The organism is Streptomyces liliiviolaceus (assembly GCF_018070025.1).
In the GTDB taxonomy this organism is placed as follows: Bacteria; Actinomycetota; Actinomycetes; order Streptomycetales; family Streptomycetaceae; genus Streptomyces; species Streptomyces liliiviolaceus.
In genome coordinates this window covers 1,742,881-1,766,980 of record NZ_JAGPYQ010000002.1, presented here as the reverse complement: position 1 = coordinate 1,766,980, position 24,100 = coordinate 1,742,881, and the positions used below count along the sequence as shown (strand labels likewise).

The window sequence follows — 24,100 nt, the reverse complement described above, 5'->3', positions numbered from 1 at the left end:
CCGAGCCGCCGCTCAGGCCAGCATGACGTCCTCGCCCGCCGTCACGGGGACGATCTCGTCGTCCGGCGGCGCCTCGGCCTTCACCGGCGTCCCGAAGTCCGACAGCGTCATCGTCGTCACGGCCTTCATACCGCCGAAGTAGGACAGCCTGACCTGGACCGCGCGCCCCTTCCCGTCGACCCACACATCCGCGTAGACAGGCACGTCGTCGCCCAGTTTCTCGCGCACCTCGTCCAGACCCTGTCTGGTCCTCGTCGTCATCCGGAGCGTCGCCGTGGCGTGGTCGATCGTGCCCCGGTAGTGCACCGCCGGAGCGTCGTTCACCCGCTCCTCGCCCTCGTTCGACACCTGCCGCATCGCCTTCATCTGGCGGAGCAGATGCTCGGGGTCGTTCAGCGGGGACCGCAGGAAGTAACGGGTCTGGGCCTCGCTCCGGTCGGCCGCGGCCCACTTGTCCTCGTCCACAGCCCGCGAGCCCCGGACATAGACCGTGTCACCGACGAAGACCTCCTCGACGGTGTCCATGCCGCTGTCCTCAAGGTCCACCGTGAGCCGGCCCCTGTCATCCCCGAGGTCGAAGGCGCCGGCGATCGCGAACACGTACGTCCTGGGGCTGTCGGTGGACCGCATCTCGATCGTCTCGTCCACGCGGGCGCTGGCCGCGCTCGTCCTCGCGATCGCGGCGCGTACGGCCGCCGCGTCGGCCGCGGCCTTCTTCGCGCTCTCTCCCGTGTCGCCGTCACCGCCCGCGCCGCCGGAACAGGCGGTGCAGAGCAGGAGGACGGCGGTGGAGAGGAGGTGGGCGTGGCGCATCGGCTCTCCGGGAAATCGTCACTGCGGTGGGGTGGGGCCCGCTAGGGCCTGGAGATCTTCGCACGCGACCGGTGCCGCGGCACGCGATTTTCGGCTGCGGCACACTGCGCGGAGAGGGGGCGCATGCTCCGCCTCATTGCGGGCGGGCCCGTCCGAGTATGCGGCCGAGCCACCGGGTTCGGGCGTCGCGGGCCTCGCGGGAGAGTGCCGCGGCCGGGGCGACGGAGTCGAAGCCGTGGAACGCGCCGGGCCAGACGTGCAGTTCGGCGTCGCCGCCGGCCCGCCAGATCCCGTGGGCGTAGTCGACGTTCTCGTCACGGAAGGTCTCCGCCGAGCCGACGTCGATGTAGGTCGGCGGCAGTCCGCCGAGATCGGTGGCGCGGGCCGGGGCGGCATAGGGCGGCAGATCGGACGCGCCGTACCCGTCTCCCAGGTAGGCCTGCCAGGCGACGGCGGTCGAGGCCCTGTCCCACAGACCGACGCCGGCCAACTGGTGGGCGGAGGGACTGTCGAGGCGGTCGTCGAGCATCGGGCACAGCAGGAGCTGCCCGACGGGTGCCGGCCCGTCGCCCCGGTCCCGGTTGAGCAGCGTCAGAGCCGCGGCGAGCCCGCCCCCGGCGCTCTTGCCCCCGATGACCACGCGCCCGGCGTCGATCCCGAGCGCGTCCGCCCGGTCCACGGTCCACAGGAGGCCCGCGTGACAGTCCTCCAGCGGTCCCGGGTAGGGCGTCTCCGGAGCGAGCCGGTACTCCACGGACACGACCGCCAGGCCGAGCGGGCCGGACCAGTCGCGGAGGATCCTCGGCAGCACGGACCATGCGTTGCCCATGATCATCCCGCCGCCGTGGAGGTAGTACAGGACCGGCAGCGGTCCGGTGGCGTCGGCGGGCCGCGCGTACACGAGCGTCACGTCCGGCCGGTTCTCCGTACCGGGCACGCTCAGCTCCTCGACGGAGAAGCGGCCGTCGGCCCGCAGCTCGTCCGCGGTGGGCCGGGGCCTGCTCGCCGTGTCCCGGGCCCGCTGGACGGCGAGGTTCTCCGCGGTGAGCCGGGCCCCGGACAGGTCACCCAAGGCGGCCAGAGCGGCGGCCAGTTCGGCATCGAGCGGCGGGGCCGGTCGCACGGAGCCGACGATGCTCGCGTCGACCTGCTCGGAGGCCGCAGGGCCCTGACGCCCTGTCATGACGTGCGCCCCTGGCGACCGAAACGACGCACCTGGGCCCCGCCGAGCCGTCGACCTGAGTCCGGTACAGCTCCGACGCAGGATGCGTTGCTGACGCACATATCGGCGCTGACGCATATACCGGTGCGAAGGCCTGCGCCTGTGCTTGCGCCTGGGCCGAGCGGCGATGTCACACAGATCATGAGTCCAGGAAACCAGCAACCGGGCAGGTCGGGGCCGCGAAGCCCACAGCTCACCCCGACTCCTAGTTGAACATGTTCAAAAATGCGGGATACGCTGTCGTCGAACGAAGCCGAGGGGGTGTTCGATGAAGGTAGTGCTGCCCGGGGGAACCGGACAGGTGGGCGCGATTCTCGACCGTGCGCTGACCGCGGCCGGACATGAGGTCACGGTGGTCACCCGGAACCCGTCGAGGGCCCACGACATCCGCTGGGACGGGACCACGCTCGGACCCTGGGCCGAGGCGGTCGACGGCTGCGATGTCGTCATCAACCTGGCCGGACGCAGCGTCTCCTGCCGGTACACCGAGGAGAACCTGCGCGCCATGATGGACTCCCGAGTGGACTCGGCGCGCGTGGTCGGCGAGGCGATCGCCGCCGCGGCACGACCACCGCGCGTCTGGCTGCAGATGAGTACGGCGACGGTCTACGCCCACAGTTTCGACGCGGCGAACGACGAGGCGACCGGGGTGATCGGCGGTTCGGAGACCGGGGTGCCGGACTACTGGGCGTACAGCGTCGAGATCGCGAAGAACTGGGAGCGGGCGCAGACCGAGGCGCCGACACCCGCGACCCGCAAAGTGGCCCTGCGTGCGGCGATGGTCATGAGTCCGGACCGGGGTGGCGTCTTCCACGTACTGTCGCGGCTCGTGCGCCTCGGACTGGGCGGGCCGGTGGCGGGCGGCGCGCAGTACGTCTCCTGGATCCATGACGAGGACTTCGTGCGCGCGGTGGAGTTCCTGATCGACCGGGACGACATCGAGGGACCGGTGAACCTCGCCTCGCCCGGACCACTTCCGCACCGCGACTTCATGCGGGCGCTGCGCACCGCGTGGCGTGTCCCGGTGGGGCTGCCGGCGACGCGCCGGATGGCCGAGCTGGGGGCGTTCGCGCTGCGCTCGGACACGGAACTGCTGCTCAAGAGCCGCCGGGTAGTGCCGGGTCGGCTGGACGAGGCCGGGTTCGCGTTCGCACATCCTGAGTGGGGGAGTGCCGCCGTTTCTCTCGTCGAGCGGGCCAGGCACCGGCGTGCCGGCCGCGACGCCGACCTGGTGAGCAAGCCGACGCCGACCTGCTGAGCGGGCGGTAGGGGGTCCTTCGCGTTGAGCACATGGACTGCACGGACCGCACGGACCGTACGGACTGCACGGTCCGTACGGACCGCATGCACCGCACGAACCCCCGGCTCAGGACGATTCGCGCACGACGAGTTCCGTGGGAAGCACGACCTGCCTGCGCGGCTCCTCGGGGTTGCCGATCTCCTCCAGGAGCAGGCGCGCGATCGTCTCGCCGATCTCCTCGACCGGCTGGCGCACACTGGTGAGCGGCGGGTTGGTGTGCCGGGCGATGATGGAGTCGTCGAAGCCGACCACCGCCACGTCGTCGGGCACGGCGCGCCGTTGCCTGCGCAACTCCACCAGCGCCCCCGCGGCCATCACGTCCGAGGCGACGAACACGGCGTCGAGCGCCGGGACTTGTTCAAGGAGTGAACGCATCGCGGCCTCGCCGCCCTCCTCGGTGAAGTCGCCGGAGGCCACCAGCCGGTCCGTGGCTTCGTGCCCCGCCTTCTCAAGGGCCTCACGCCACCCCTGGAGCCGGCTGCGTGCCACGTCCATGTCGAGGGGGCCGCTGATCGTGGCGATGGTCCGCCGCCCCTGCGCGAGCAGATGGCCGACGGCCGTCGCGGCTCCGCCCGCGTTGTCGGAGTGCACATGGCTGAGCGACTCGTCGGGGGAGCGGCGCCCGGCGAGCACCGTGGGCAGCCCCATGTCCTCCAGCAGGCCCGGCAGTGGGTCGTGTTCGTGCACCGAGACCAGCAGGACCCCGTCGACCCGGCGTTCCGCCACCGACTCGGTGAGCTGGTCCCGTTCCGCCTGGTCGCGGACGAGGACCAGTTGGAGCTGGGTGCGGGTCTTCGCCAGAGCGGTGCTGACCCCGCGGATGACCGCCGAGAAGTACGGCTCGGAGCCCAGCCTGCTCTCCGACTCGGGGATCACCAGTGCCACGGAGTTCGTCCGGCTCGTCACCAGGCCCCTGGCGACCGAGTTCGGCACGTAGTTCAGCTCGGCGATGGCGGCGAGCACGGCGGCCCTGGCCTTCTCGCTGACCAGCTCCGAGCCGTTGATGACTCGTGAAACCGTGGTGCGTCCGACACCGGCGCGCGCGGCCACGGTCTTGATGGTCGGACGCTGTCCGCCCCGCATGTCGCCTCCTCGCCCACGCGCCGCCCCAGCGGCTGCCACCTGCGCATTGTGCCAGACCCGCGAAGAGCGCCCGAAGGGCCCGGGCGGGGCCGCACGACATCTTCCGGCAACGAAGTGGTTTCAACTTCTTGACAGGACCCTGTGACGGCGGCCACGCTCTGGGCCACCGAGTGGGCACGTTCCCATCGACGTTTGGGAACGTACCCACCGGACAAATCGGGCCTGCGGAGCGGACCGCGGGGCTCGAACTCCGGTGCGTCAGCGCCGCCGCTAGGAGGACGAAATGGGCAAGGTCCGAAAGAAGTTGCGTACACGAGCCGTGGCCGCCGTATCGGTTGTGTCGGCTCTCGGCCTGGTCGTGGGCTGCGGAGGCAGTGACAGCGGGGGGACCGGTGGGGGGAAGAAGGACGGCAAGACCACCATCACCATGGGCCTGTTCGGCGTCATGGGCTTCAAGGAGACCGGCCTCCTCGACAAGTACATGAAGGAGCACCCGGATGTCGTCATCAAGGCGGACGTCGCGGGCGACGAGCAGACGTACTACACCGCGCTGCAGACCCACTTGGCGGCCGGCAGCGGGCTGAAGGACATCCAGGGCATAGAAATTGGTAGGGCCAAGGAGCTGTCCGACACGCAGCAGGACAAGTTCGTCGACCTGGCCGGCGCGCCCGGGACGGACCACTTCCTTCCGTGGAAGCAGAGCCAGGTGACCACCTCGGACAAGAAGGTCATCGGGCTCGGCACCGACATCGGCCCGATGGCCGTCTGTTACCGCAAGGACCTGTTCGAGCAGGCCGGTCTGCCCACCGACCGCGAGAAGGTCGCCAAGCTGTGGGAGGGCGACTGGTCGAAGTACGTGGCGGCGGGCAAGAAGTTCAAGGCCGAGTCCAAGGACGACAAGGTCGCCTTCATGGACAGCTCCAGCGGACTGTTCAACGCCATGATCTACGGCAACTCCCAGCAGTTCTACGACAAGCAGGGCAAGCTCATCTACGAGACGAACCCTGTCGTGAAGGACGCCTGGAAGCTGGCCTCCGAGGCGGCCACGTCCGATCTGACCGCCAAGCTCCGCCAGTTCCAGCCCGGCTGGGACCCCGGTCTGGCCAACAGCACCTTCGCCTCCACCGTCTGCCCGGCGTGGATGCTCGCGCACATCAGCGAGAAGGCCGGACCGAAGAACAAGGGCAAGTGGGACGTGGCCAAGGCACCCCAGGGCGCCAACTGGGGCGGGTCCTTCCTCGGGGTGATGGAGAAGAGCCCGGTCAAGAAGGAGGCGCAGGAACTCGTGGCCTGGCTGACCGCTCCCGAGCAGCAGGCCTACCTGTTCAAGGAGATCGGCAACTTCCCGTCGTCGCAGACGGCGCTGGAGATGCCCGAAGTAGTCGACGCCAAGTCCGACTACTTCGCCGGTGCGCCCATCGGGCAGATCTTCGGCGCGGCGGCCAAGGAGATCCCCGACGAGCAGGTGCTCGGCCGCAAGGACGGCACGATCAAGGACATCTTCTCGCAGGGTCTGACCTTGATCGAGGCGCAGAACAAGAGCCCGAACGAGGCGTGGAAGACCACGGACAAGCGCATCGAGAAGGCCGCGGGCTGACCTGGGCTCCCTTCGCCCACGGCCCACTCGGCCAGGGCCCACGGCTCAGGGCTCGACAGCCTGGGGCCCTTGGCCGACGGACGGCCCGCAGTGCACGACTCACCGCCCGTTGACGCTTCCGTAGCAGTGCCCGGCGTCCCATGGAAGGCCCGTACGGGCCGCCGGGCCTTGCCTCCTCGTCACCCCCGAGCACCACCCCCGCTCCCACCCTCCAGGAAGGACGCCTTCCGGTGGCCATCTCCACCTCGACACCCCCAGACGGTGCGCCCGGCACCGCCGCGCCGGACGGGTCCGGTTCCGGCGCCGAGCGCCGCAGTACGCTGCTCCACCGCCTCGACGTGCGCGGCGCCCCGTACGCCTTCGTCGCCCCGTTCTTCGTCGTCTTCGCGGCCTTCAGCTTCTACCCGCTCGTCTACACCTCGTGGATCTCGCTGCACCGCGTCGAACTGTCGACCCTGAACGTCATGGAGTGGGTCGGCTTCGACAACTACACGGCTCTGTGGGACGACGACCGGTTCTGGAACGCGCTGCTCAACACGTTCACCATCGGTGTCCTGTCGACCGTGCCGCAGCTGATGATGGCGCTCGGTCTCGCGCACCTGCTCAACTACCAGCTGCGGGGCTCGACGTTCTTCCGTGTCGCCGCCCTCACCCCGTACGCCACCTCGGTGGGCGCTGCGGCCCTCGTGTTCACGATGCTCTTCGAACGCGACTTCGGCATGATCAACTGGATGCTGAGCCTGGTCGGCATCGACAACATCGACTTCGAGAACAACAAGTGGGCCGCGCAGACGGCCATTTCGACGATCGTCATCTGGCGCTGGACCGGCTACAACGCCCTGCTCTACCTCGCGGCGATGCAGGCGATCCCGCGCGACCGCTACGAGGCCGCGGCCATCGACGGGGCCTCGCGCTGGCAGCAGTTCCTCAAGGTCACCGTTCCCGGAATCCGTTCCACCATCGTGTTCACCATCGTCCTGTCCACGATCGGCGCCACCCAGCTCTTCGGTGAGCCCCTGATCTTCGGCCAGGGCCCGAACGGCATCACCGGGGGAGCGGACAACCAGTACCAGACCCTGGGACTGCTCCTGTACGAGGAGGGCTGGAAGAACTACCAGATGGGCCGGGCCGCCACGGTCGCCTGGGCGATGTTCCTGCTGCTCATCGTCCTCTTCGTCGTCCAACGACTCGTCAAGCGCGTCCTGGCGCGCAGGGCCTGACCGGGAGACCCCCATGACCACAGACAGCATCCCGGTCGAGACGGCGGACGCACGCCCCGGGACCGTACAGAAGAAGACACGCAAGAACGCCCCGCCCGGCGGCCGGAGCCGGCAGCTGTTCCGGCACCCAGGTGCCGGACGTCAGCATCACGCGGGCCCCCTCGCCTACATCCTGCTGGGGATCGCGGCGCTCTTCTCCCTCTTCCCGCTCTACTGGACGATGGTGGCGGCCTCGACCGACAACACGCGCGTCACCCAGACGCCCCCGCCGTTCCTGCCCGGCCCTCACCTGCTGGACAACCTCGGCAAGGCCTGGCAGGACGCCGCGCTGGGCAAGGCCATGCTGAACAGCCTGATCGTGGCCGGTGTGATCGCCCTGTCCACGGTGCTGTTCGCCACCCTCGCCGGTTTCGCCTTCGCGAAACTCCGTTTCAAGGGCCGCAACATCCTGCTGATGCTCGTGATCGGCACGATGATGGTGCCGCCCCAACTCGGCGTCGTACCACTGTTCATGATGATGACCGAGCTGGGCTGGGGCCAGCAGTTGCCCGCCGTCATCTTCCCCACGCTCGTCAGCGCCGTCGGGGTGTTCTTCATGCGGCAGTATCTGAGCGAGGCGCTGCCCGACGAACTCGTCGAGGCCGGCCGGGTGGACGGCGCGCACTCCCTGCGCATCTTCTGGAGCATCGTGCTGCCGATCGCACGGGCGCCCATGGCCGTCCTTTTCATGATCACGTTCGTGCACGCCTGGAACGACTTCTTCTGGCCGTTCATCGTGCTCGACATGTCCAACCCGACCGTGCCCGTCGCCCTGACTCAGCTGAGCGCGGGATACGTGCGCGACCAGTCGCTGATCATGGCCGGCGCCCTCCTCGGCACACTGCCCCTGCTCGCCATGTTCGTCGTCTTCGGCCGTCAGATCGTCGGCGGCATCATGCAGGGAGCGGTCAAGGGATGACCGACCCGCCGTCCCCGCGGTGCCGGGGTCCTCCGGCGTGCACGTCCTCGCTCCACCCCTCCCGTCCCGCAGCACTCTGGAAGGACTCACGTGACCACCGTTACCCGACGCGTCGCGCCCACCCCGGAAGACTCCACCGCCGTCCGGTTCCCGCAGAACTTCACCTGGGGCACGGCGACCGCCGCCTACCAGATCGAGGGCGCCGCCACCGCGGACGGACGCACCCCCTCGATCTGGGACACCTACTCGCACACGCCCGGCAGGGTGCGCAACGGCGACACCGGTGACGTGGCCACCGACCACTACCACCGCTGGCGCGAGGACGTCGAGATCATGGCCGACCTCGGGGTGAGCGCCTACCGGTTCTCCCTGTCGTGGTCACGGGTGCAGCCGACAGGCCGCGGCCCGGCCGTCCAGAAGGGGCTCGACTTCTACCGCGCCCTGACCGACGCCCTGCTGGAGAAGGGCATCGAACCGGTCGTCACCCTCTACCACTGGGACCTGCCGCAGCACCTGGAGGACGCGGGCGGCTGGCCGGAGCGCGTCACCGCCGACCGGTTCGCCGACTACGCGACCCTCGCGGCCCGCGCGCTGGGGGACCGGGTGAAGACCTGGACCACCCTCAACGAGCCCTGGTGCAGCGCCTTCCTCGGCTACGGCTCCGGTGTGCACGCCCCCGGCCGCACCGACCCGGTGGCCGCCCTGCGCGCGGCGCACCACCTCAACCTCGCCCACGGCAAGGCCGTACAGGCACTGCGCGCCGAACTCCCGTCCTCCGCGCGGGCGTCCATCACGCTCAACATCCACCACGTCCGGGCGCTGACCGAGTCCGCCGAGGACGTGGACGCGGCCCGCCGGATCGACGCGCTGGCCAACCGGGTCTTCACCGGACCGCAGTTGGAGGGCCGGTACCCGCAGGACCTCCTCCAGGACACGGCCGGCCTCACCGACTGGTCCTTCGTGCGGGACGGCGACCTCGCCGAGATCCACCAGCCGCTGGACTTCCTGGGCGTCAACTACTACACGCCCACCCTCGTCTCCGCCGCCACGGCTGGGGCCAGCCACGGCTCCGACGGGCACGGGCAGAGCGAGCACAGCCCCTGGCCGGGGGCCGAAGTCGCCTTCCACCGTCCTGAGGGCAGCACGACCGCGATGGGCTGGGCGGTCGACCCCAGCGGCCTGTACGACCTGCTGCTGCGCCTCAAGGCGGACTTCCCCGCCATGCCCTTGATGATCACCGAGAACGGGGCGGCGTTCGACGACTACGTGAACCCGGAGGGCGAGGTGGTCGACCCCGAGCGTATCGCCTACCTGCGCGGCCATCTGTCCGCGGTGCACCGGGCGATCAAGGACGGCGTCGACGTACGGGGCTACTTCCTGTGGTCCCTGCTGGACAACTTCGAGTGGGGCTACGGCTACAGCAAGCGCTTCGGCGCCGTCTACGTCGACTATCCGACCGGCAGGCGCATCCCCAAGGCCAGCGCGCGATGGTACGCCGACGTGGCCCGCACCGGCCTCCTGCCGGACGGAGGGGGCGAGCGCTGAGCCGGTCCGCCCTCGCACGCGCGCCCGGACCGCGCTGACCCGTGCGACGGAAGTGAGGCATGCGCAGGCATGGACGCACCGGGACGGGGCACCCGAGGTGTACCCGACACCTTCGGTGTCGCCCAGTGACAACGACGCCACTGATGAGGTCCGGATTCTCGCGGTGGCGTCTGCCCACGTGCGAGCTGTGCTGTGTGTGGGAGAGGAATCACCATGATGGTGCCGGCGGAGAAGGAACTGCGTACGGTCCTGGCCCGGTTCGCGGAGGTGCGGATCGAGCACGACGTGCGCCCCACCGGCCGCACCAGCCGCGCACTGGAGAACGTCACCTACACGCTCTGCGTCATGACCGCCTCACGCACCGCGGAAGAGGCCCTGCGTACGGCCGACCTGCTGATCGAGCAGTACCGCACCGCCCGAGAGGGCGTGGTGCAGGAGGACGAGACGCTGGCCGCGTAAGGCCGAAGAGGCGTGAGGCACCGGCCGGGTGAGGACGGGGCCCGGTGACGGGCCGTGCCGACGCGGGGGCACAGCGGCTCCCCATCCGTAGGTGTCCCCGCGCCGGTTTGTCCTCCCCCTGTCGGAGCGAGCGGGAATCGCTCCGAGGACGGGGGAGGACGAAATGCCGGGGCCCCGGTGTCCGCTGCGAGGATCTGAGGACCCCGGCCGTCTCGCGGCCGTTCTGCCTGTTCCGATGAGCGGCGCGGGGTCCGGGAGCCGAGCGGCGCGGTGACCCTGCGGGCTGTCAGCACGGGTACCTGCCACCGCCCACCACTGTAGAGGGGCACGGGTGCCCGGCGCGGCGGCGCACACCGGGCGGACCGCGGCAGGGGACAGCGCACCGACGCACACACCGGTACGGAACACCTCCCGACACCTTCTGTCCCTAGGGGCGCGGTCGGTGTGCGGGCCGATGTCCGGATCAGTGTTCCAGCAGCATGCGCCGGGCCAGGCGGGCGATCTCCCGGGTCGCGGGGGACAGCACGGCTCCCTGGCGCCGGACCACGGCGATGGTGTCGTACAGCGGCTCGGCGAACCCGACGGTGTGCAGGTTCTCCGGGAACGTGCGGCTGCCCGCGACCGCCCGGGACACGATGGTGTCTCCCGCGCCCCGGGCGACCAGATGCAGCGCGGAGTCGACCTGCTCGACCTCGACCACCGGCGACAGGGTGATGCCCTCCACCTGGGCGCGCTCGGCCAGCTGGCGCCGGGTGGGATCCCGCCAGCCGTAGTGGGCGTCGTACAGGATCAGCGGCGCCTCGGCGAGGTCGGCCATCGTCACGGGCCGGGCGGTGCGCGCCGGGTCCGCCGAGGCGTAGACGACCTCGTCGCGCATGAGCGGCGTGATGTCGAGGCCCTCGGCGTCGATGGGCAGGACGACCAGACCGGCCTCCAGATCACCCGCGGTGACGGCCTCCGCGACCTCCACCGAGTTCAGGCCCACGATCCGCAGCCGCACCCGGGGATGCCGGGCGTGGAACGTTTCGAGCAGATCCGACAGCAGGTAGTAGTCGGCGTTGCGCAGCAGGCCGAAGGTGGCCACTCCGCCGTCGAGCGAGGTGAGGGAGCGCAGTGCCCGGTCGGCGCCCTCGGCCGCCTCCGCCGCCTGCTCGGCATAGGGCAGCAGTTCCTCGCCCGCCGCGGTCAGGACGAGCCGGCGCGCTCCCCGGGTGAACAGGGGCACCCGGTAGTGGTCCTCCATGCGTTTGATCAGTTCCGAGACCGAGGGCTGGGTGGTGCGCAGCTCCGCCGCGGCGGCCGAGAACGTGCCCAGCCGGGTGGCGGCGAGGAAGGCGCGCAGCTGGTTGAGCGTGATCGCCGGAGCGGACGAAGGTGGCATGCCGCCCACTCTGCCATAGGGTCGCCCTATGGGGTGGCGAGGACAATTCGAGGTTGTCCCGGGGCAAACCGTCCTTCAGGCTCATCAGTATGAAATTGAGCTCCCGCTTCACCGCTGCCTTCTCCGACCGCTACACCCTGCTGAAGGCTCCCGCAGTCGACGCTCCGCCCGCCCAGCGCGACCCCGAGGTGATCGAGACGGTCAGCCGCATGCTGTCCGAGATCGAGCGCGACGGCCTCGACGCCGTCCGCCGCTACGCACGCTCCCTCGACGGCCAGACCGACGGCGCGATCGAGCTGGACGCGGCCGACATAGCGCGCAGCGGCGACCGGCTGCCGAAGGACCTGCGTGCGGCGATCGAGCTCGGCGCGGAGCGCACCCAGCGCTTCGCCGCCCTGCAGCGCGACCATCTGGCGGACTTCGAGGAGGAGATCGCCCCCGGGCTGGTGGTCGGCCAGCGTTACGTACCGGTCTCCGCCGTCGGCGCCTACCTCCCCGCGGGCCGTTTCCCGCTCACCGCCAGCGCCTTCATGACCGTGGGCGTGGCCAAGGTCGCGGGCGTACCCACGGTGATCGGCTGCACCCCGCCCCAGCCGGACGGGCGCGCCAACGACGCCGTCACCTACGCCGCGCACCTCTCCGGCATCGACCACCTCTTCGTCGTCGGCGGGGTCCAGGCCCTCGCGGCCATGGCCTTCGGGCTGCTGGGCCGGGCGCCCGTCGACATGCTCGTCGGCGCCGGGAACGCCTATGTCGCCGAGGCCAAGCGCCAGTTGTTCGGCACGGTCGCCATCGACCTCCTCGCGGGGCCCTCCGAGGTGGCCGTCATCGCCGACGGGACGGCCGACGCCGAGGCCGTCGCGGCGGACCTGCTCGGCCAGGCCGAACACGGCCCCAACTCGCCGGCCGCCCTGGTCACCACCTCCGAGCGGCTCGGCCGTGACGTAATCGCCGCCGTCGAGCGCCAGCTGCCGACCCTGTCCACACAGGACATCTGCGGACCTGCCTGGCACGACTTCGGCTCCGTGATCTTGGTGGACAGCAAGGAGGACGCGGTCGCGGTCATGGACGAACTCGCCCCGGAGCACCTGGAGGTGCACACGGCCGACGACGACTGGTACCACGACACGCTGCGCAACTACGGCTCCCTGTTCCTCGGGCACTGGAGCACGGTCGCGTACTCGGACAAGGGCATGGCCGGGACGAACCACACCCTCCCGACCGCCGGAGGTGCCAAGCACAGCGCCGGGCTCTCCGTCTCCCGCTACCTGAAGCCGCTCACGTACCAGCGCATCGCCCGTGAGGCCACGCCGTCGCTCGCCGAGGCGGTGGAGGTCATCTCCGCGAGCGAGGGCATGACCGCCCACCAGGCCACGGCCACCCTCCGCCTGCGCTCCTACGCCGGCTGACCTCTCCCGCACAGGTCCGTACGTACAGATCCGTACGTACAGATCCAAGAAGACCCGCACAGATACGCACATACCAATACAGAAAAATACAGACCCTTACAGGCCCACACAGGAACGGTGCACCGGATGAAATCCGTACGTCGTGAGGTACGCCGTCGCGTACTCCGTGAGAGAACGGGCGGGAGAGCGGGCGCGCCCCGGCGTGCCTGGGGCGCCGCCGCGGCCGTCGCGGTGGCCGCCGTCCTCGCCTGCGCCGGGTGCAGCGCGCCCGGCGCGGGCAAGTCCGCCACCGCCGGGACGCAGTCCTTCATCACCGAGCCGGTGACCACCGAACAGGTCGCCGACCTCGGTGACGTCACCCTGCGGATGTGGGCGGACCAGGCGGAGAAGCCACTGATGAAGTCGGTCGTCCCGGCCTTCGAGAAGAAGTACCCGAACGTCACCGTCGACATCACCTACAAGAGCTTCGACGACCTCATCGCCACCGTCGTCAACGCCGCCTCCGGCAGCACCCCGCCCGACCTGTTCCAGGGCAACATCGGGTACGCGGTCGACGGCGCCCTGGTCAAGGCCAAGCTCGTCCGCCCCCTCGACGACGTGGCCGCGACCTACGGCTGGCTCACCGGCACCGGCGCGAGCACCCTGGCACCGGCCCGCTGGAACAGCGCGGGCACCGCCTTCGGCGACGGGAACCTCTACGGGATGTCCCCGATCAGCGAGGTCCAGGGCATCTACTACAACAAGGCCCTGCTCAAGTCCCTGGACCTCGAACCGCCGCAGTCCCTGAGCGACCTGGAGAAGGACCTCCCGGTCGTGAAGGAGGCAGGCAAGCAGCCGATCATGCTGGGCAACAGCGACCAGTACGCCGCCACCCACATCTTCTCCGACCTCGCCGTCACCGAGCAGAGCCCCGCCTCGATCAGCGACTGGATCGGCGGCAAGGCGGGCACGACCTTCGCCACCACCGGCAACGAGAAGGCGGCCGACACCATGGCCGACTGGGCGAAGAAGGGCTACTTCGGCTCCGGCTACGACGGTCTCAGCAACGAGGACGCCATCGCCCGCTTCGCCAAGGGCTCGGGCGCCTTCTTCGTCGGCGGCTCATGGAACGGCGCCAAGCTCGACCCCGAGAAGTTCGGCTTCGGCGCGCTCACCACCGGCGGCGCCGGAGCCACCGCCTCGCCGTGGCACATCGCCGCCTCCTCCAAGGCCACCCCCGCCGCCGTCGCCTTCCTCGCGGCCCTGCACACCCCCGAAGCCGGTCAGGAGATCCTCGACACCGGCCGCCTGCCCGTCGTCACCGACGGCGCGAAGGGCGCGAACAGCCTGCAGAGCCAGACCCTCGACGTGCTCAAGCGCACCATCGCCGCGGGCACCCAGGTCGGCTACTACGACTGGAGCGCCACCGACATGCTCTCCGTCATGGGCGGCCGACTCCAGGAGGTCATGGCGGGCCGCACGAGCAGCGCCGCCTTCACCAAGGCGGTCCAGGACTCCTGGCGGAAGGCGAGGGAGTCCGAGTGAGCACCGTCGCCCCCGCGCGGGAACGCGACACCGCGCCCACACCGACCGGCATACGCCGCAGCAGTCGGCCACGCCGCCATCTGACCTCCCTCTCCTGGTCCTCGCTGCTGTACGTGGCTCCGGCCCTGGCCTTCTTCGCCGTCTTCGTGGTGTACCCCATCGGCATCTCCGTCTGGTACTCCTTCTACGCCTACGACGGCCTGACCGAGGGCACGCCGGTCGGCCTCGACAACTACACGGCCGTCTTCACCGACCCCGACCTGCGCGCGGCCCTGCTGCACTCACTGGTCCTGCTGTTCTTCTACGCCGCCCTGCCGGTGGCCGTGGGCCTGCTGCTCGCCGGAGCCATGTCCCGTATCCGCGTGTACGGCCTGACGCTGTTCCGGGCCCTGCTGTTCGTGCCGCAGATCCTGTCCAGCGTCGTCGTCGCCGTGGCCTGGCGGAACCTCCTCGCCGAGGACGGACCGGTCAACGCGCTGCTGCGGTCGGTGGGCCTGGGCCGCTTCACGACGAGCTGGCTCGGGAACTTCGACACCGCCCTGCCCTCGATCGGAGTGGTCGGCACCTGGGTCGAGTACGGCCTGTGCATGGTGCTCTTCCTCAGCGGCATCGTGGCCATCGACCGGTCGACCTACGAGGCGGCCCGGCTGGACGGCGCCGGAGCGGTGCGGGAGTTCTTCTCCATCACGCTGCCCGCCCTGCGCCCCCAGATCTCGATCGCGCTGATCCTCACGGTCACCTTCGCCCTGCGCAATTTCGACCTCATCTGGAACACCACCCGCGGCGGACCCGGCACCTCCACCACCGTCCCCAGCCTGTACGTCTACCAGGACGCGTTCCAGAACCGCATGCTCGGCCGGGCCTCCGCCCTGGCCATCGTCCTCACCGTGGTCATCCTCGCCGTCGTGGTCGCCGTACAGCTCCTCCTGCGCGAACGCGACGGCAGGGGCCGCGGGCTCCTACGACGCGGTCCCGTCCGACCGGCCAGGAAGGTGCAGCCATGAGGATCGCCCGTACCGAGAGCGTCACCACGCACGCGCTGCTCGTCCTCGCGTCCGTCGTCGCCGTCTTCCCGCTGGTGTCGATCGTCGTCTCCTCGTTCGACGGCTCCTCCGGCGGACTGTCCCTGGACAGCTACTCGACGGCCTGGACCCAGGGCCGCTTCGGCTCCGCACTGCTGTCGAGCGCGCTGGTGTCCGTCACCGTCGTCGTGGTCACCGTGCTCCTCGCGAGCCTCGCCGGGTACGCCCTGGCCACCATGCGCGTCCCCGGCGGCAAGGTCATCCTGGGCCTGCTCCTGCTCGGCCTCGTCCTGCCGTACGAGGTCACCGTGCTGCCGCTCTACGAACTGCTCGCGGGCTGGAACCTCATCGACACCTACTGGGCGCTGATCCTCCCGCAGATCGCCCTGTCGGTGCCGCTCGGGGTGCTCTGGATGCGTACGTTCTTCGCCTCGGTCCCGCAGGAACTGCTCGAAGCGGCGCGCATCGACGGCACCAGCAGGTTCCAGACCCTGCGGCTGGTGGTGCTGCCCATCGCCGGGCCCGCCCTCACGACCCTCGGCACCGTGCTCTTCCTGTTCACCTGGAACGAGTTCCTGCTGGCCCTCATCCTGGTCCCCGACAACGCGGCGGTGCAGACCGTTCCGCTGGCGCTGTCCTTCTTCTCCGGGGCCGCCCGCTCCAGCGACCCCGCGGTCACCGCCGCGGCCGCCGTCCTCGTGGCCCTTCCGGTGCTGCTGGCGTACACGGTCCTGCAACGGCGCCTGATCTCCGGCCTCACGGAAGGAGCGGTGAAATGACCGCCGGCCGTTCGTCCGCCGCGAAGACCGGCGTGACCCGTGTCGTGTGCGAGCAACTGGCGCCACGCGTCGGCGATCTGTCCTACAACAAGTCGATGGCCCTGGACGCCGTCCGGCGGGCCCTGGCGGACGGGGCCGACATCGTCGTCCTGCCCGAACTGGTCACCTCCGGCTATGTCTTCGAGACCGCCGAGGAGGCCCGGACTACGGCGATCACCGTCGAGGACCCCTTCTTCTCCGAACTGAGCGCGGTGCTCGCCGGTACGCGGAGTGTCGTCGTGCTGGGCTTCTGCCAGCACGCGGACGACGCGGACGACACGCTGTACAACAGCGCCGCCGTGGTCGACGCGAGTGGTGTGCGGGCGGTCTACCGCAAGACACACCTGTGGGACCGGGAGACCTTGTTCTTCACGCCCGGGGACCGGACCCCGCCGGTGGTCGACACGGCACACGGCCGTATCGGTGTACTGATCTGCTACGACCTCGAATTCGCCGAGATGCCCCGCCGGCTCGCACTCGCCGGCGCCGACCTGATAGCCGTTCCGACCAACTGGCCGCTGGTCGAGCATCCGGCGGGCCAGTATCCGGCGGAGATCATCCAGGCCCAGTCCGCCGCACGCGCCAACGGTGTCTTCATCGCGTGCGCGGACCGCAGCGGCGTCGAGCGGGGACAGGAGTGGACGCAGGGGACTGCGGTCATCGACCAGTTCGGCTGGCTCACGTCCGCCGTCACCGCTCCCACCACTTCGAGCAATCCGGGCGATTCGGAGCAGCGGGCCGCGGCCGACCTCTTCCTCCACCTGTCCCGCGACAAGGCCATCTCCCCGCACAACGACCTGCTCGGCGACCGCCGGCCCGACATCTACGCACAGGAGACCCCGCTGCTATGACCACGGCAGACTCCACTCCCGCAGCCGCTGCCACTCCCGCAGCCACCTCCGCAGCCGCTGTCGCTCAGGCCGGTCCGCCGTCCGGGGCGGCCGACGACGACTGGTGGCGGACCGCCGTCATCTACCAGATCTATCCGCGCTCGTTCGCCGACGGCGACGGTGACGGCACCGGTGACCTGCCCGGCATCACCGGACGGCTCGACCACCTGGCGGACCTCGGCGTCGACGCCCTGTGGCTCTCCCCCTTCTATCCCTCGCCGCAGCGCGACGGCGGCTACGACGTGGCCGACTACCGCGCGGTGGACCCGCGCTACGGCACGCTCGCCGACTTCGACGAACTCCTCGCGCGGGCGCACGACGTGGGCATTCGCGTGATCGTCGACCTCGTGCCCAACCACTGCTCCTCGGAACACCTCGCGTTCCGTGACGCGCTCGCCGCCGCCCCCGGCAGCGACGAGCGGGCCCTGTTCCACTTCCGTGACGGCCGCGGACCGGACGGCTCCCTGCCGCCCAACGACTGGACGTCGATGTTCGAAGGGCCCGCCTGGACCAGGGTCACCGAGGCCGACGGCCGCCCCGGGCAGTGGTACCTGCACCTGTTCGACGCCTCCCAGCCCGACTGGAACTGGGACAACCCCGCCGTCCGCGAGGACTTCGAACGGACGCTCCGCTTCTGGCTCGACCGCGATGTCGACGGCTTCCGCGTCGATGTCTGCGACGCCCTCGTCAAGGCTCCCGGTCTGCCCGACTGGCCCCGGCCGACCCACGGCGTGATCGAGCCCGTCGACGGCGTGATGCCTCCCATGTGGGACCAGGAGGGCATCCACGAGATCTTCCGGAGCTGGCGCCGGCTGCTGGACACCTACGACGGCCGGCGCATCCTGTGCGCCGAGGCATGGCTGCCGCCGGAGCGCGCCGCGCGGATCATCCGCGCCGACGAGATGCACCAGGCCTTCAACTTCCGCTTCCTGGAGACGCCCTGGCAGGCGGCCCCGCTGCGGAACGTCATCGCCGAGTCGCTGGCGGCCAACGACGGCGTCGGCGCGCCGACCACCTGGGTCCTGTCCAACCACGACGTGATGCGGCACGCGAGCCGCTTCGGGTACGAGGGACAGGTCGAGCTGGAACACGGCGTGGGCGCCGACGACCCGCAGCCCGACCGGCCGCTGGGTCTGCGCCGGGCGCGCGCGGCCACCGCGCTCATGCTGGCCCTGCCCGGGTCCGCCTACCTGTACCAGGGCGAGGAACTGGGCCTGCCCGAGGCGACCGCCCTGCCGGACGCGGCACGCCAGGACCCGGTGTGGGAACGGTCCGGACACCGCATCCGAGGACGCGACGGCTGCCGGGTGCCCCTGCCGTGGACCGAGACGGACCCCGCCTTCGGCTTCGGCACCCGCAGCGGCTCCGACACCTGGCTGCCCCAGCCGCCCGACTACGGCTCGTACGCCGTGGCCGCACAGCGGGGCCGTCCGGGGTCGACGCTGGAGCTGTACCGCACCCTGCTGGACCTGCGCCGCCGCTACCGGCTGGGGGAGGGGACCCTCAAATGGCTGAGTTCTCCCGACGCCGTCCTGCACCTCGCCAACGGCTCCGTCGAAGTCGTCGCCAACCTCGGCGCGCAGCCCGTCCCACTGCCACCCGGGGCACGAGTCCTGGCCGCGTCCGAGCCGGTGACGACCCACGTGCCTCCGGACGCCACGGTCTGGTTCACCACGGGGGAGCCGGACCGGGCGGAGGCTGCCGTCACGGCGGTGGCCTGACGCGCACGGCAGCGGTTCCCGCGAGGCGTTGAGGTCATGTTCTCGCGAGGCCTCAGGAGTCATGGATGCGCGGGCAGGGGGAAACCGACCGGGCATGGACGCAACGACAACGACGCGCGCACGGAGCCTGGTTGCCCTGCTGGCTGTCGTCCCCCTCGTCGCGGCATGCGGCGGAGGGCACGACGGGAACCACGACGAAGGCGGATGGGGAGCCGCGGCACTGCCCGCCGTGGCCCGGGGCGCCGACCTGGTGATCACCACCGACAACGGGGTGCGGCTGCGCCCCGCGGACGGCGACCGGGTCGGCGTCGGAGGCCACATCCGGCACGAGTGGTCCCACCGGGACGACACCTGGGTGCTCGACCTGTCGTGCCCGAAGCAGGACACCGACGGTCAGGAGTCCGGCGAGGAGTGCGCCCGGATGCCCGAGGTCGACGTCCCGAAGGGCGCGTCCGTCACCGTCTCCGCCCGCAACGCCGGAATCGACGTGGCCGGCGTCTCTGCCGCGCTGGACCTCACGACCGTCAACGGCGACGTCACCGTGACCAGGTCCGGCCGGAAGGACGCCCCCGTCCGCCTAGAGACCCGCAACGGATCCGTACGCGCGGGCACCCTGCGAGCCGACGACCTGCACGCCGAGACGGTGAACGGCGACGTGACGCTCGACTGCGCCACCTCGCCGGACGGCGTCGGTGCCCTCACCACCAACGGCTCGGTCCGGGTCATGCTGCCGCACGACGCGCCCGCCTACCGGGTCGCGGCGACCACCGACAACGGCCGCCCCTCGGTCACCGTCCCCACCGGCGACGGGGACGACGACCGCAGCATGACGCTCACCACCGTCAACGGTGACGTCACGGCCGGCGTGGAGTAGGCGCGTACCGCGCGGGACGGAGGATCAGGGCCCCACCGTGAGGGAGACCCCGCTGGTCCGGTCGGACGACGGGCCGGTCTCCAGCCGGAGTTCGCCCGCCTCGACACCCACGGTCAGATCACGGGTCACCGAACCGAGCGTGTCCGCGTCGATGCCGAACACGGCTTCCGCGCTCTCGCCCGGGGCCAGCCGCACCCGGGTGAACCCGCGCAGCTCTCTCGTCCTGGGCCACGAGGAGCCGCCGGACAGCCGCCGCACATAAAGCTGCACGGTCTCGCACACCGGCCGCCGCCCCGTGTTCGTGACGGTGACCGCGCAGGTCAGCGTGGGCGCGTCCAGGGGCACGGACGTACGCGACAGCTTCGGCTCGCCGTAGGACACCGACGTGTACGACAGTCCGTGGCCGAACGGGTGGCGGGCGGAGGCCGGTTGGTCGACGTATCCCCGGTAGCGGTGGTCCTTGCCGTTGTAGAAGACGGGCAGTTGGGCCGCCGAGCGCGGTACCGACACGGGGAGCCGTCCCTCCGGCTCGGCCCGGCCGAACAGGACGTCGGCGACGGCCCGGCCGCCCCAGGGTCCCGGATACCACGCGCTGAGTACGGCGCCCGCGGTTGAGGAGAGGTCCGGCAAGGCATGCGGACGTCCCTGGACCAGGACCACGACGACCGGCGTACCGGTGGCGACCACGGCGTCGATCAGCTTCAACTGCGCGACGGGCAGCGCGAGGTCGGCCAGATCGACGCCCTCGCCGCAGGTCATGCCACTCGGCGTGGCCGCACCGACCCGCGCGGCCCCGTTGTCGTCGAAGGTCGTCCCACCGTCGCGGGCGCTGGAACCGCCCAGGACCAGCACGGCCACATCGGCCGCGGCGGCCAGGGCGACCGCCTCGGGGAGCGCGGACAGATCGGCGCCGGTCAGCGCGCACCCGGCGGCATGGGTGACCTCCACGCCGTCGGGAGCCACTTCGCGGATGCCTTGCAGCACCGTGATTCCCGTCCCGGGTCGCTGGGGCGCGGTGTAGTCCCCGATCTGCTGCGGTACGGAGTCGGCGTTGGGCCCGAGGACGGCGATCCGCCGGGCCGCCGCCGACAACGGTAGGGTGTCGCCGTCGTGTTCGAGTAGCACGACGGAGGCTCTGGCGATCCGCTCGCTCAACTCCCTTACCGGGAAGGGCGTTTCATGAGTGGGCCGCCCGGACGTGTACGGCCGCTCGAAGAGGCCGAGCCGGAACTTGAGGGTCAGGACCCGGGCGACGGCGGTGTCGAGCGTCGCCTCGGGAACGAGTCCACGGGAGACGGCCTCGGCCAGCTGTGGGAAGCACGCGTCCCACAGGCCGAGGTCGCAGCCGGCCGACAGCGCCATGGCGCCCGCGGCCACCGGGTCGCCGGTGAGCCGCACCAGACGGTCGATGGCCCCGCCGTCCGCCATGACTATCCCCTCGTAACCCCACTGCTCACGCAGCAGTCCGGTCAGCAGAGGCTGGTTCGCGACACAGGGCAGGCCGTCGAGTTCGTTGTACGCGGCCATCACCCCGGCCGCACCGGCCCGGATGCCCGCGCGTGCCGCCGCGAGGTGGATCTCGTGGAGTTCCCTGGGCCCGAGTTCGGTGGCCGCGCTGTTGCGTCCGCCGACCGTGGCACCCTGCCCGGCGAAATGCTTGAGGACGACCGCGGCATCCGCCCTGCGCATACCGCGTACCAGCGCCTCCGTGAACCGGGCCGCCAGGTACGGGTCCTCGCCGAAGCACTCCTCGGCGCGGCCCCAGCGCGGGTCGCGCACCAGGTCGAGGGCCGACACGAGCGCCACATGGCCCCCGCGGGAGCGCAGTTCGGCGCCCGCCGCCTCGGCGGCGGCCTCGTACAGGTCGGGGTCCCAGGTGGCGCCCACGCCGAGGTTCACCGGCAGAAGGGTGCCGTCGAGGGCCTGATGGCCGTGCGGTACCTCCTCCACGAACAGCACCGGGACACCCAGGCGGGTGTTCTCCACGACGTGCCGCTGCACGTCGTCCGAGACCCGGGCGCCGTCGGCCGCCGTGATGCCGTCCGCGAACCCGACCCCCGACCAGGGGTCGGCGCGCTGGAGCCCGTAGAGGGCGCCCATGCCGTCACCGTCGGCGACCTCGGTCAGGAAGGCGTCGGTGAGCCGGTACTCGCCGGACGGCGTCCGCTCGTAGGCGTCCCAGCCGTAGAGGCGCTGGTTGACCTGGCCGACCTTCTCCTGGAGGGTCATGCGGCCCAGCAGGTCCCGCACCCGGGCCTCGACCGGTGCGTCCGGGTCCCGGTAGAGGGGGCCGGTCATGTCAGCTCCAGGACGACGACCCCGTACGGCGCGAGCCGCACGTCCGTCACCTGCTCGCCGGACGTCAGGTCGTGCAGGGTGCCGACCGCGTCCGGGCGTACGGTCAGTTCCTCGGCGGACTGGCTGACCAGCCACACGAAGCGCCGTCCGTCCTCGTGCACGAGCAGGTCCGCGCCCACGTACGGGCTGTCGACGGTCACCGGACGCGCGGCGCCCGCGAGGTCGGCGAGCGCCCCGTACAGACGGTGTGTCTGCTCCGGATTGATCCGGGCGGTGCGGGCGGCCATGTGCTCCAGCGGGTAGGTCGCGAGGACCGTGCGTCCGCTGCCGGTCTCGCGCACGAGGAGGGCGGGGCGGCCGTGCCCGTCGACGGCGACCACCCGGGCGTCGCGCGGGACCACCGGCAGGTAGGCCCGGCTGTCCTCGTTGCCCGCCACCGGGAACGTAAGGGTCTCACCGGCCGCGAGCGGACCGAAGTCCTCGGTGAAGGTCATCTCCAGTACGTCGTCGGTGATGGGCTCGGCGACCCCGTACGACAGTTGCAGCTCGACCCCGAAGAGGCCGTCGAGGTCGTCGAACCACGGGCCGCGCGTGCCGGGGTGTTCACCGGAGCAGAACGACAGGTAGACCGTCGCCCCCTCCTGTGCCCGCCGGGCCAGTTCGCGCCGCGTACGGGCGGTCAACTGCCGGGTGGCGGGGAGCAGATAGAGCTTGGCGTGGCCGGGGAGGTGGTCGGCCTCGCGGACCAGTCCGGCCGGCAGGTCGGCGGCGCGGGCGGCGACGTACGCCTGGTGCAGCGAGGTGAAGATCAGCGGTCGGTCGGCGGGCCTGCTGTAGGGGTAGCCGCGCTCCAGGAACGCGGGCACGACCAGGGCGGCGTCGGTGTCGGCCCGCCGGCAGCGGGCGAAGTCCACCGCCTCCAACACATCCGCGAACGCGGCGAGTTCGAGCAACGGAGCCTTCGGCGCGCCTTCGCTGTCCGTGATGCCGAAGTGCATCTCGAAGGGGTGGTGGTCGTACGGCGAGCGGTCCCACAGGTCGTCGTAGTCGGTGTTGTTCCAGGCGATCCAGCCCGTGGCACCGCCGAGCAGCGAGTTGTGCAGGGTCTGCCGGTAGTAGATCCCGGCGTTCTCGGCGGACACGGTGTCGGTGGACAGCCCGAACTCCTCCAGGACGACGGGCTGTTCCGTCACCGAGGCCAGCTCGCACTCGAAGGCGGCCCGGTAGTGCTGGCGGGGCCGGTCGGTGTCCGAGCGGTAGACGTGCGGGCCCACGAAGTCGACGTACTCGGCGGTGTCCCGGAGCGAGAAGCCGTTGTCGCGGCCGGTCACCTCGATGCCCCAGGCGCCGTCCCCGAGGGAGACGGGCTGGGTGCCGCCGGCCGCCCGTACGGCGTTGCACATGGCCTGCGCCCAGGCCGTGACGACGTCGGAGGAGGGCGGGTTCTCCTGGTAGACGCGACCGTAGCCGGGCATCTCGTTGGTGATGAGCCAGCCGGTGACCGCCGGGTGGTCCTTGAAGCGGCGGGTCATCTGCGAGGCGAACCACGCCTGGCGGCCGACCATCCACACGTCCTCGTACAGGTCCCGGCCGCCCCGCCACACGGGGTCCCAGTTCTCGCCGGACATGTGACCGACGATGAAGGTGGGCACCGTGCCCATGCCTGCCTCGGTATGGGCGTCGAGGAAGTCCGCGAAACGCTCGCACAGGGTCTCGTCGATCCGGTGCGGCTCGGGGTGGAAGTCGGGCCAGTAGAAGAAGGAGCGCGTCATGGTCAGACCGTGCTCGCGCAGCACCTCCAGTTCCTCGCGGACCGTCTTGGGGTCATAGTCGCGCCACATCAGCGGACCGCCGGTGCGGGACCAGAAGTTGGCGCCGAGCCAGGGCAGTACGGCGGAGTCGTGGGTCAGGTGGGCGCTGTGGCGTCGCATGGTCCTTTGGTCCTTCTCGGATCGATCGGTGGTGC

General features: G+C 70.8%; 19 protein-coding genes. 13 read left to right on the top strand and 6 right to left on the bottom strand.

Annotated elements, in window-relative coordinates:
* Positions 1–12 precede the first annotated feature (12 nt).
* Together J8N05_RS43145 and J8N05_RS43140 are read right to left on the bottom strand one after the other, a co-directional pair.
* Positions 13–813, bottom strand: coding sequence for a LolA-like protein (locus J8N05_RS43145; protein ID WP_210893008.1), 801 nt, complete (start codon positions 811–813; stop codon positions 13–15).
* Positions 814–946: 133 nt separating this feature from the next.
* Positions 947–1,996, bottom strand: a complete 1,050-nt coding sequence (locus J8N05_RS43140) for an alpha/beta hydrolase (RefSeq protein WP_210893006.1) — start codon at positions 1,994–1,996, stop codon at positions 947–949.
* A 307-nt stretch (positions 1,997–2,303) separates the two neighbouring features.
* Here J8N05_RS43140 and J8N05_RS43135 point away from each other — a divergent pair, with 307 nt between their 5' ends.
* Entirely contained in the window at positions 2,304–3,293 is a 990-nt protein-coding gene (locus J8N05_RS43135) for a TIGR01777 family oxidoreductase (RefSeq protein ID WP_210893003.1), read from the top strand.
* Between the two features lie 108 nt (positions 3,294–3,401).
* Here J8N05_RS43135 and J8N05_RS43130 read toward each other — a convergent pair whose 3' ends face one another.
* Positions 3,402–4,418 (bottom strand): LacI family DNA-binding transcriptional regulator, encoded by a 1,017-nt coding sequence (locus tag J8N05_RS43130; RefSeq protein ID WP_210893001.1) that lies wholly within the window; start codon positions 4,416–4,418, stop codon positions 3,402–3,404.
* Positions 4,419–4,701: 283 nt separating this feature from the next.
* On the opposite strand from J8N05_RS43130, the gene J8N05_RS43125 reads away from it, so the two are divergent.
* The 5 genes from J8N05_RS43125 (at position 4,702) to J8N05_RS43105 (ending at position 10,197) form a co-directional block, all read left to right on the top strand.
* Positions 4,702–6,015: an ABC transporter substrate-binding protein gene (locus J8N05_RS43125; protein WP_210892999.1), complete on the top strand. Its 1,314-nt coding sequence runs from the start codon at positions 4,702–4,704 to the stop codon at positions 6,013–6,015.
* A 230-nt stretch (positions 6,016–6,245) separates the two neighbouring features.
* Positions 6,246–7,235, top strand: a complete 990-nt coding sequence (locus J8N05_RS43120) for a carbohydrate ABC transporter permease (RefSeq protein ID WP_210892996.1) — start codon at positions 6,246–6,248, stop codon at positions 7,233–7,235.
* Positions 7,236–7,248: 13 nt separating this feature from the next.
* Positions 7,249–8,193: a carbohydrate ABC transporter permease gene (locus tag J8N05_RS43115; protein WP_210892994.1), complete on the top strand. Its 945-nt coding sequence runs from the start codon at positions 7,249–7,251 to the stop codon at positions 8,191–8,193.
* 90 nt (positions 8,194–8,283) lie between these two features.
* Positions 8,284–9,738 carry a GH1 family beta-glucosidase gene (locus J8N05_RS43110; RefSeq protein WP_210892993.1) on the top strand — a complete coding sequence of 485 codons (1,455 nt, stop codon included), beginning with the start codon at positions 8,284–8,286 and terminating at the stop codon, positions 9,736–9,738.
* 213 nt (positions 9,739–9,951) lie between these two features.
* Positions 9,952–10,197 carry a DUF5133 domain-containing protein gene (locus J8N05_RS43105; RefSeq protein ID WP_210892991.1) on the top strand — a complete coding sequence of 82 codons (246 nt, stop codon included), beginning with the start codon at positions 9,952–9,954 and terminating at the stop codon, positions 10,195–10,197.
* Between the two features lie 463 nt (positions 10,198–10,660).
* On the opposite strand, the gene J8N05_RS43100 is transcribed toward J8N05_RS43105, so the two are convergent.
* The gene (locus J8N05_RS43100; protein ID WP_210892989.1) at positions 10,661–11,578 is read right to left on the bottom strand and encodes a LysR family transcriptional regulator; all 918 of its coding nucleotides are present in this window, start codon (positions 11,576–11,578) and stop codon (positions 10,661–10,663) included.
* An 89-nt stretch (positions 11,579–11,667) separates the two neighbouring features.
* On the opposite strand from J8N05_RS43100, the gene hisD reads away from it, so the two are divergent.
* From hisD to J8N05_RS43065, 7 genes are all read left to right on the top strand, one after another.
* Positions 11,668–12,987 (top strand): histidinol dehydrogenase, encoded by a 1,320-nt coding sequence (gene hisD, locus J8N05_RS43095; protein ID WP_247706928.1) that lies wholly within the window; start codon positions 11,668–11,670, stop codon positions 12,985–12,987.
* 126 nt (positions 12,988–13,113) lie between these two features.
* A complete protein-coding gene (locus J8N05_RS43090) occupies positions 13,114–14,511 on the top strand; it encodes an ABC transporter substrate-binding protein (RefSeq protein WP_210892987.1) in 1,398 nt (465 codons plus the stop codon).
* Positions 14,508–15,515, top strand: coding sequence for a carbohydrate ABC transporter permease (locus J8N05_RS43085; protein ID WP_247706927.1), 1,008 nt, complete (start codon positions 14,508–14,510; stop codon positions 15,513–15,515). The genes J8N05_RS43090 and J8N05_RS43085 overlap by 4 nt, the downstream gene beginning before the upstream one ends.
* Positions 15,512–16,312, top strand: a complete 801-nt coding sequence (locus J8N05_RS43080; protein WP_210892985.1) for a carbohydrate ABC transporter permease — start codon at positions 15,512–15,514, stop codon at positions 16,310–16,312. Before J8N05_RS43085 ends, J8N05_RS43080 begins: the two co-directional genes overlap by 4 nt.
* Positions 16,309–17,202, top strand: coding sequence for a nitrilase-related carbon-nitrogen hydrolase (locus tag J8N05_RS43075; protein ID WP_210892984.1), 894 nt, complete (start codon positions 16,309–16,311; stop codon positions 17,200–17,202). The genes J8N05_RS43080 and J8N05_RS43075 overlap by 4 nt, the downstream gene beginning before the upstream one ends.
* The gene (locus J8N05_RS43070) at positions 17,199–18,962 is read left to right on the top strand and encodes a glycoside hydrolase family 13 protein (protein ID WP_210892982.1); all 1,764 of its coding nucleotides are present in this window, start codon (positions 17,199–17,201) and stop codon (positions 18,960–18,962) included. The genes J8N05_RS43075 and J8N05_RS43070 overlap by 4 nt, the downstream gene beginning before the upstream one ends.
* A gap of 94 nt (positions 18,963–19,056) precedes the next feature.
* The gene (locus tag J8N05_RS43065) at positions 19,057–19,836 is read left to right on the top strand and encodes a DUF4097 family beta strand repeat-containing protein (RefSeq protein ID WP_210892980.1); all 780 of its coding nucleotides are present in this window, start codon (positions 19,057–19,059) and stop codon (positions 19,834–19,836) included.
* 24 nt (positions 19,837–19,860) lie between these two features.
* Here J8N05_RS43065 and J8N05_RS43060 read toward each other — a convergent pair whose 3' ends face one another.
* Positions 19,861–22,134 (bottom strand): glycoside hydrolase family 3 N-terminal domain-containing protein, encoded by a 2,274-nt coding sequence (locus tag J8N05_RS43060; protein WP_210892978.1) that lies wholly within the window; start codon positions 22,132–22,134, stop codon positions 19,861–19,863.
* Positions 22,131–24,065 (bottom strand): glycoside hydrolase 5 family protein, encoded by a 1,935-nt coding sequence (locus J8N05_RS43055; protein WP_210892976.1) that lies wholly within the window; start codon positions 24,063–24,065, stop codon positions 22,131–22,133. The genes J8N05_RS43060 and J8N05_RS43055 overlap by 4 nt, the downstream gene beginning before the upstream one ends.
* Between the last annotated feature and the right edge of the window lie 35 nt (positions 24,066–24,100).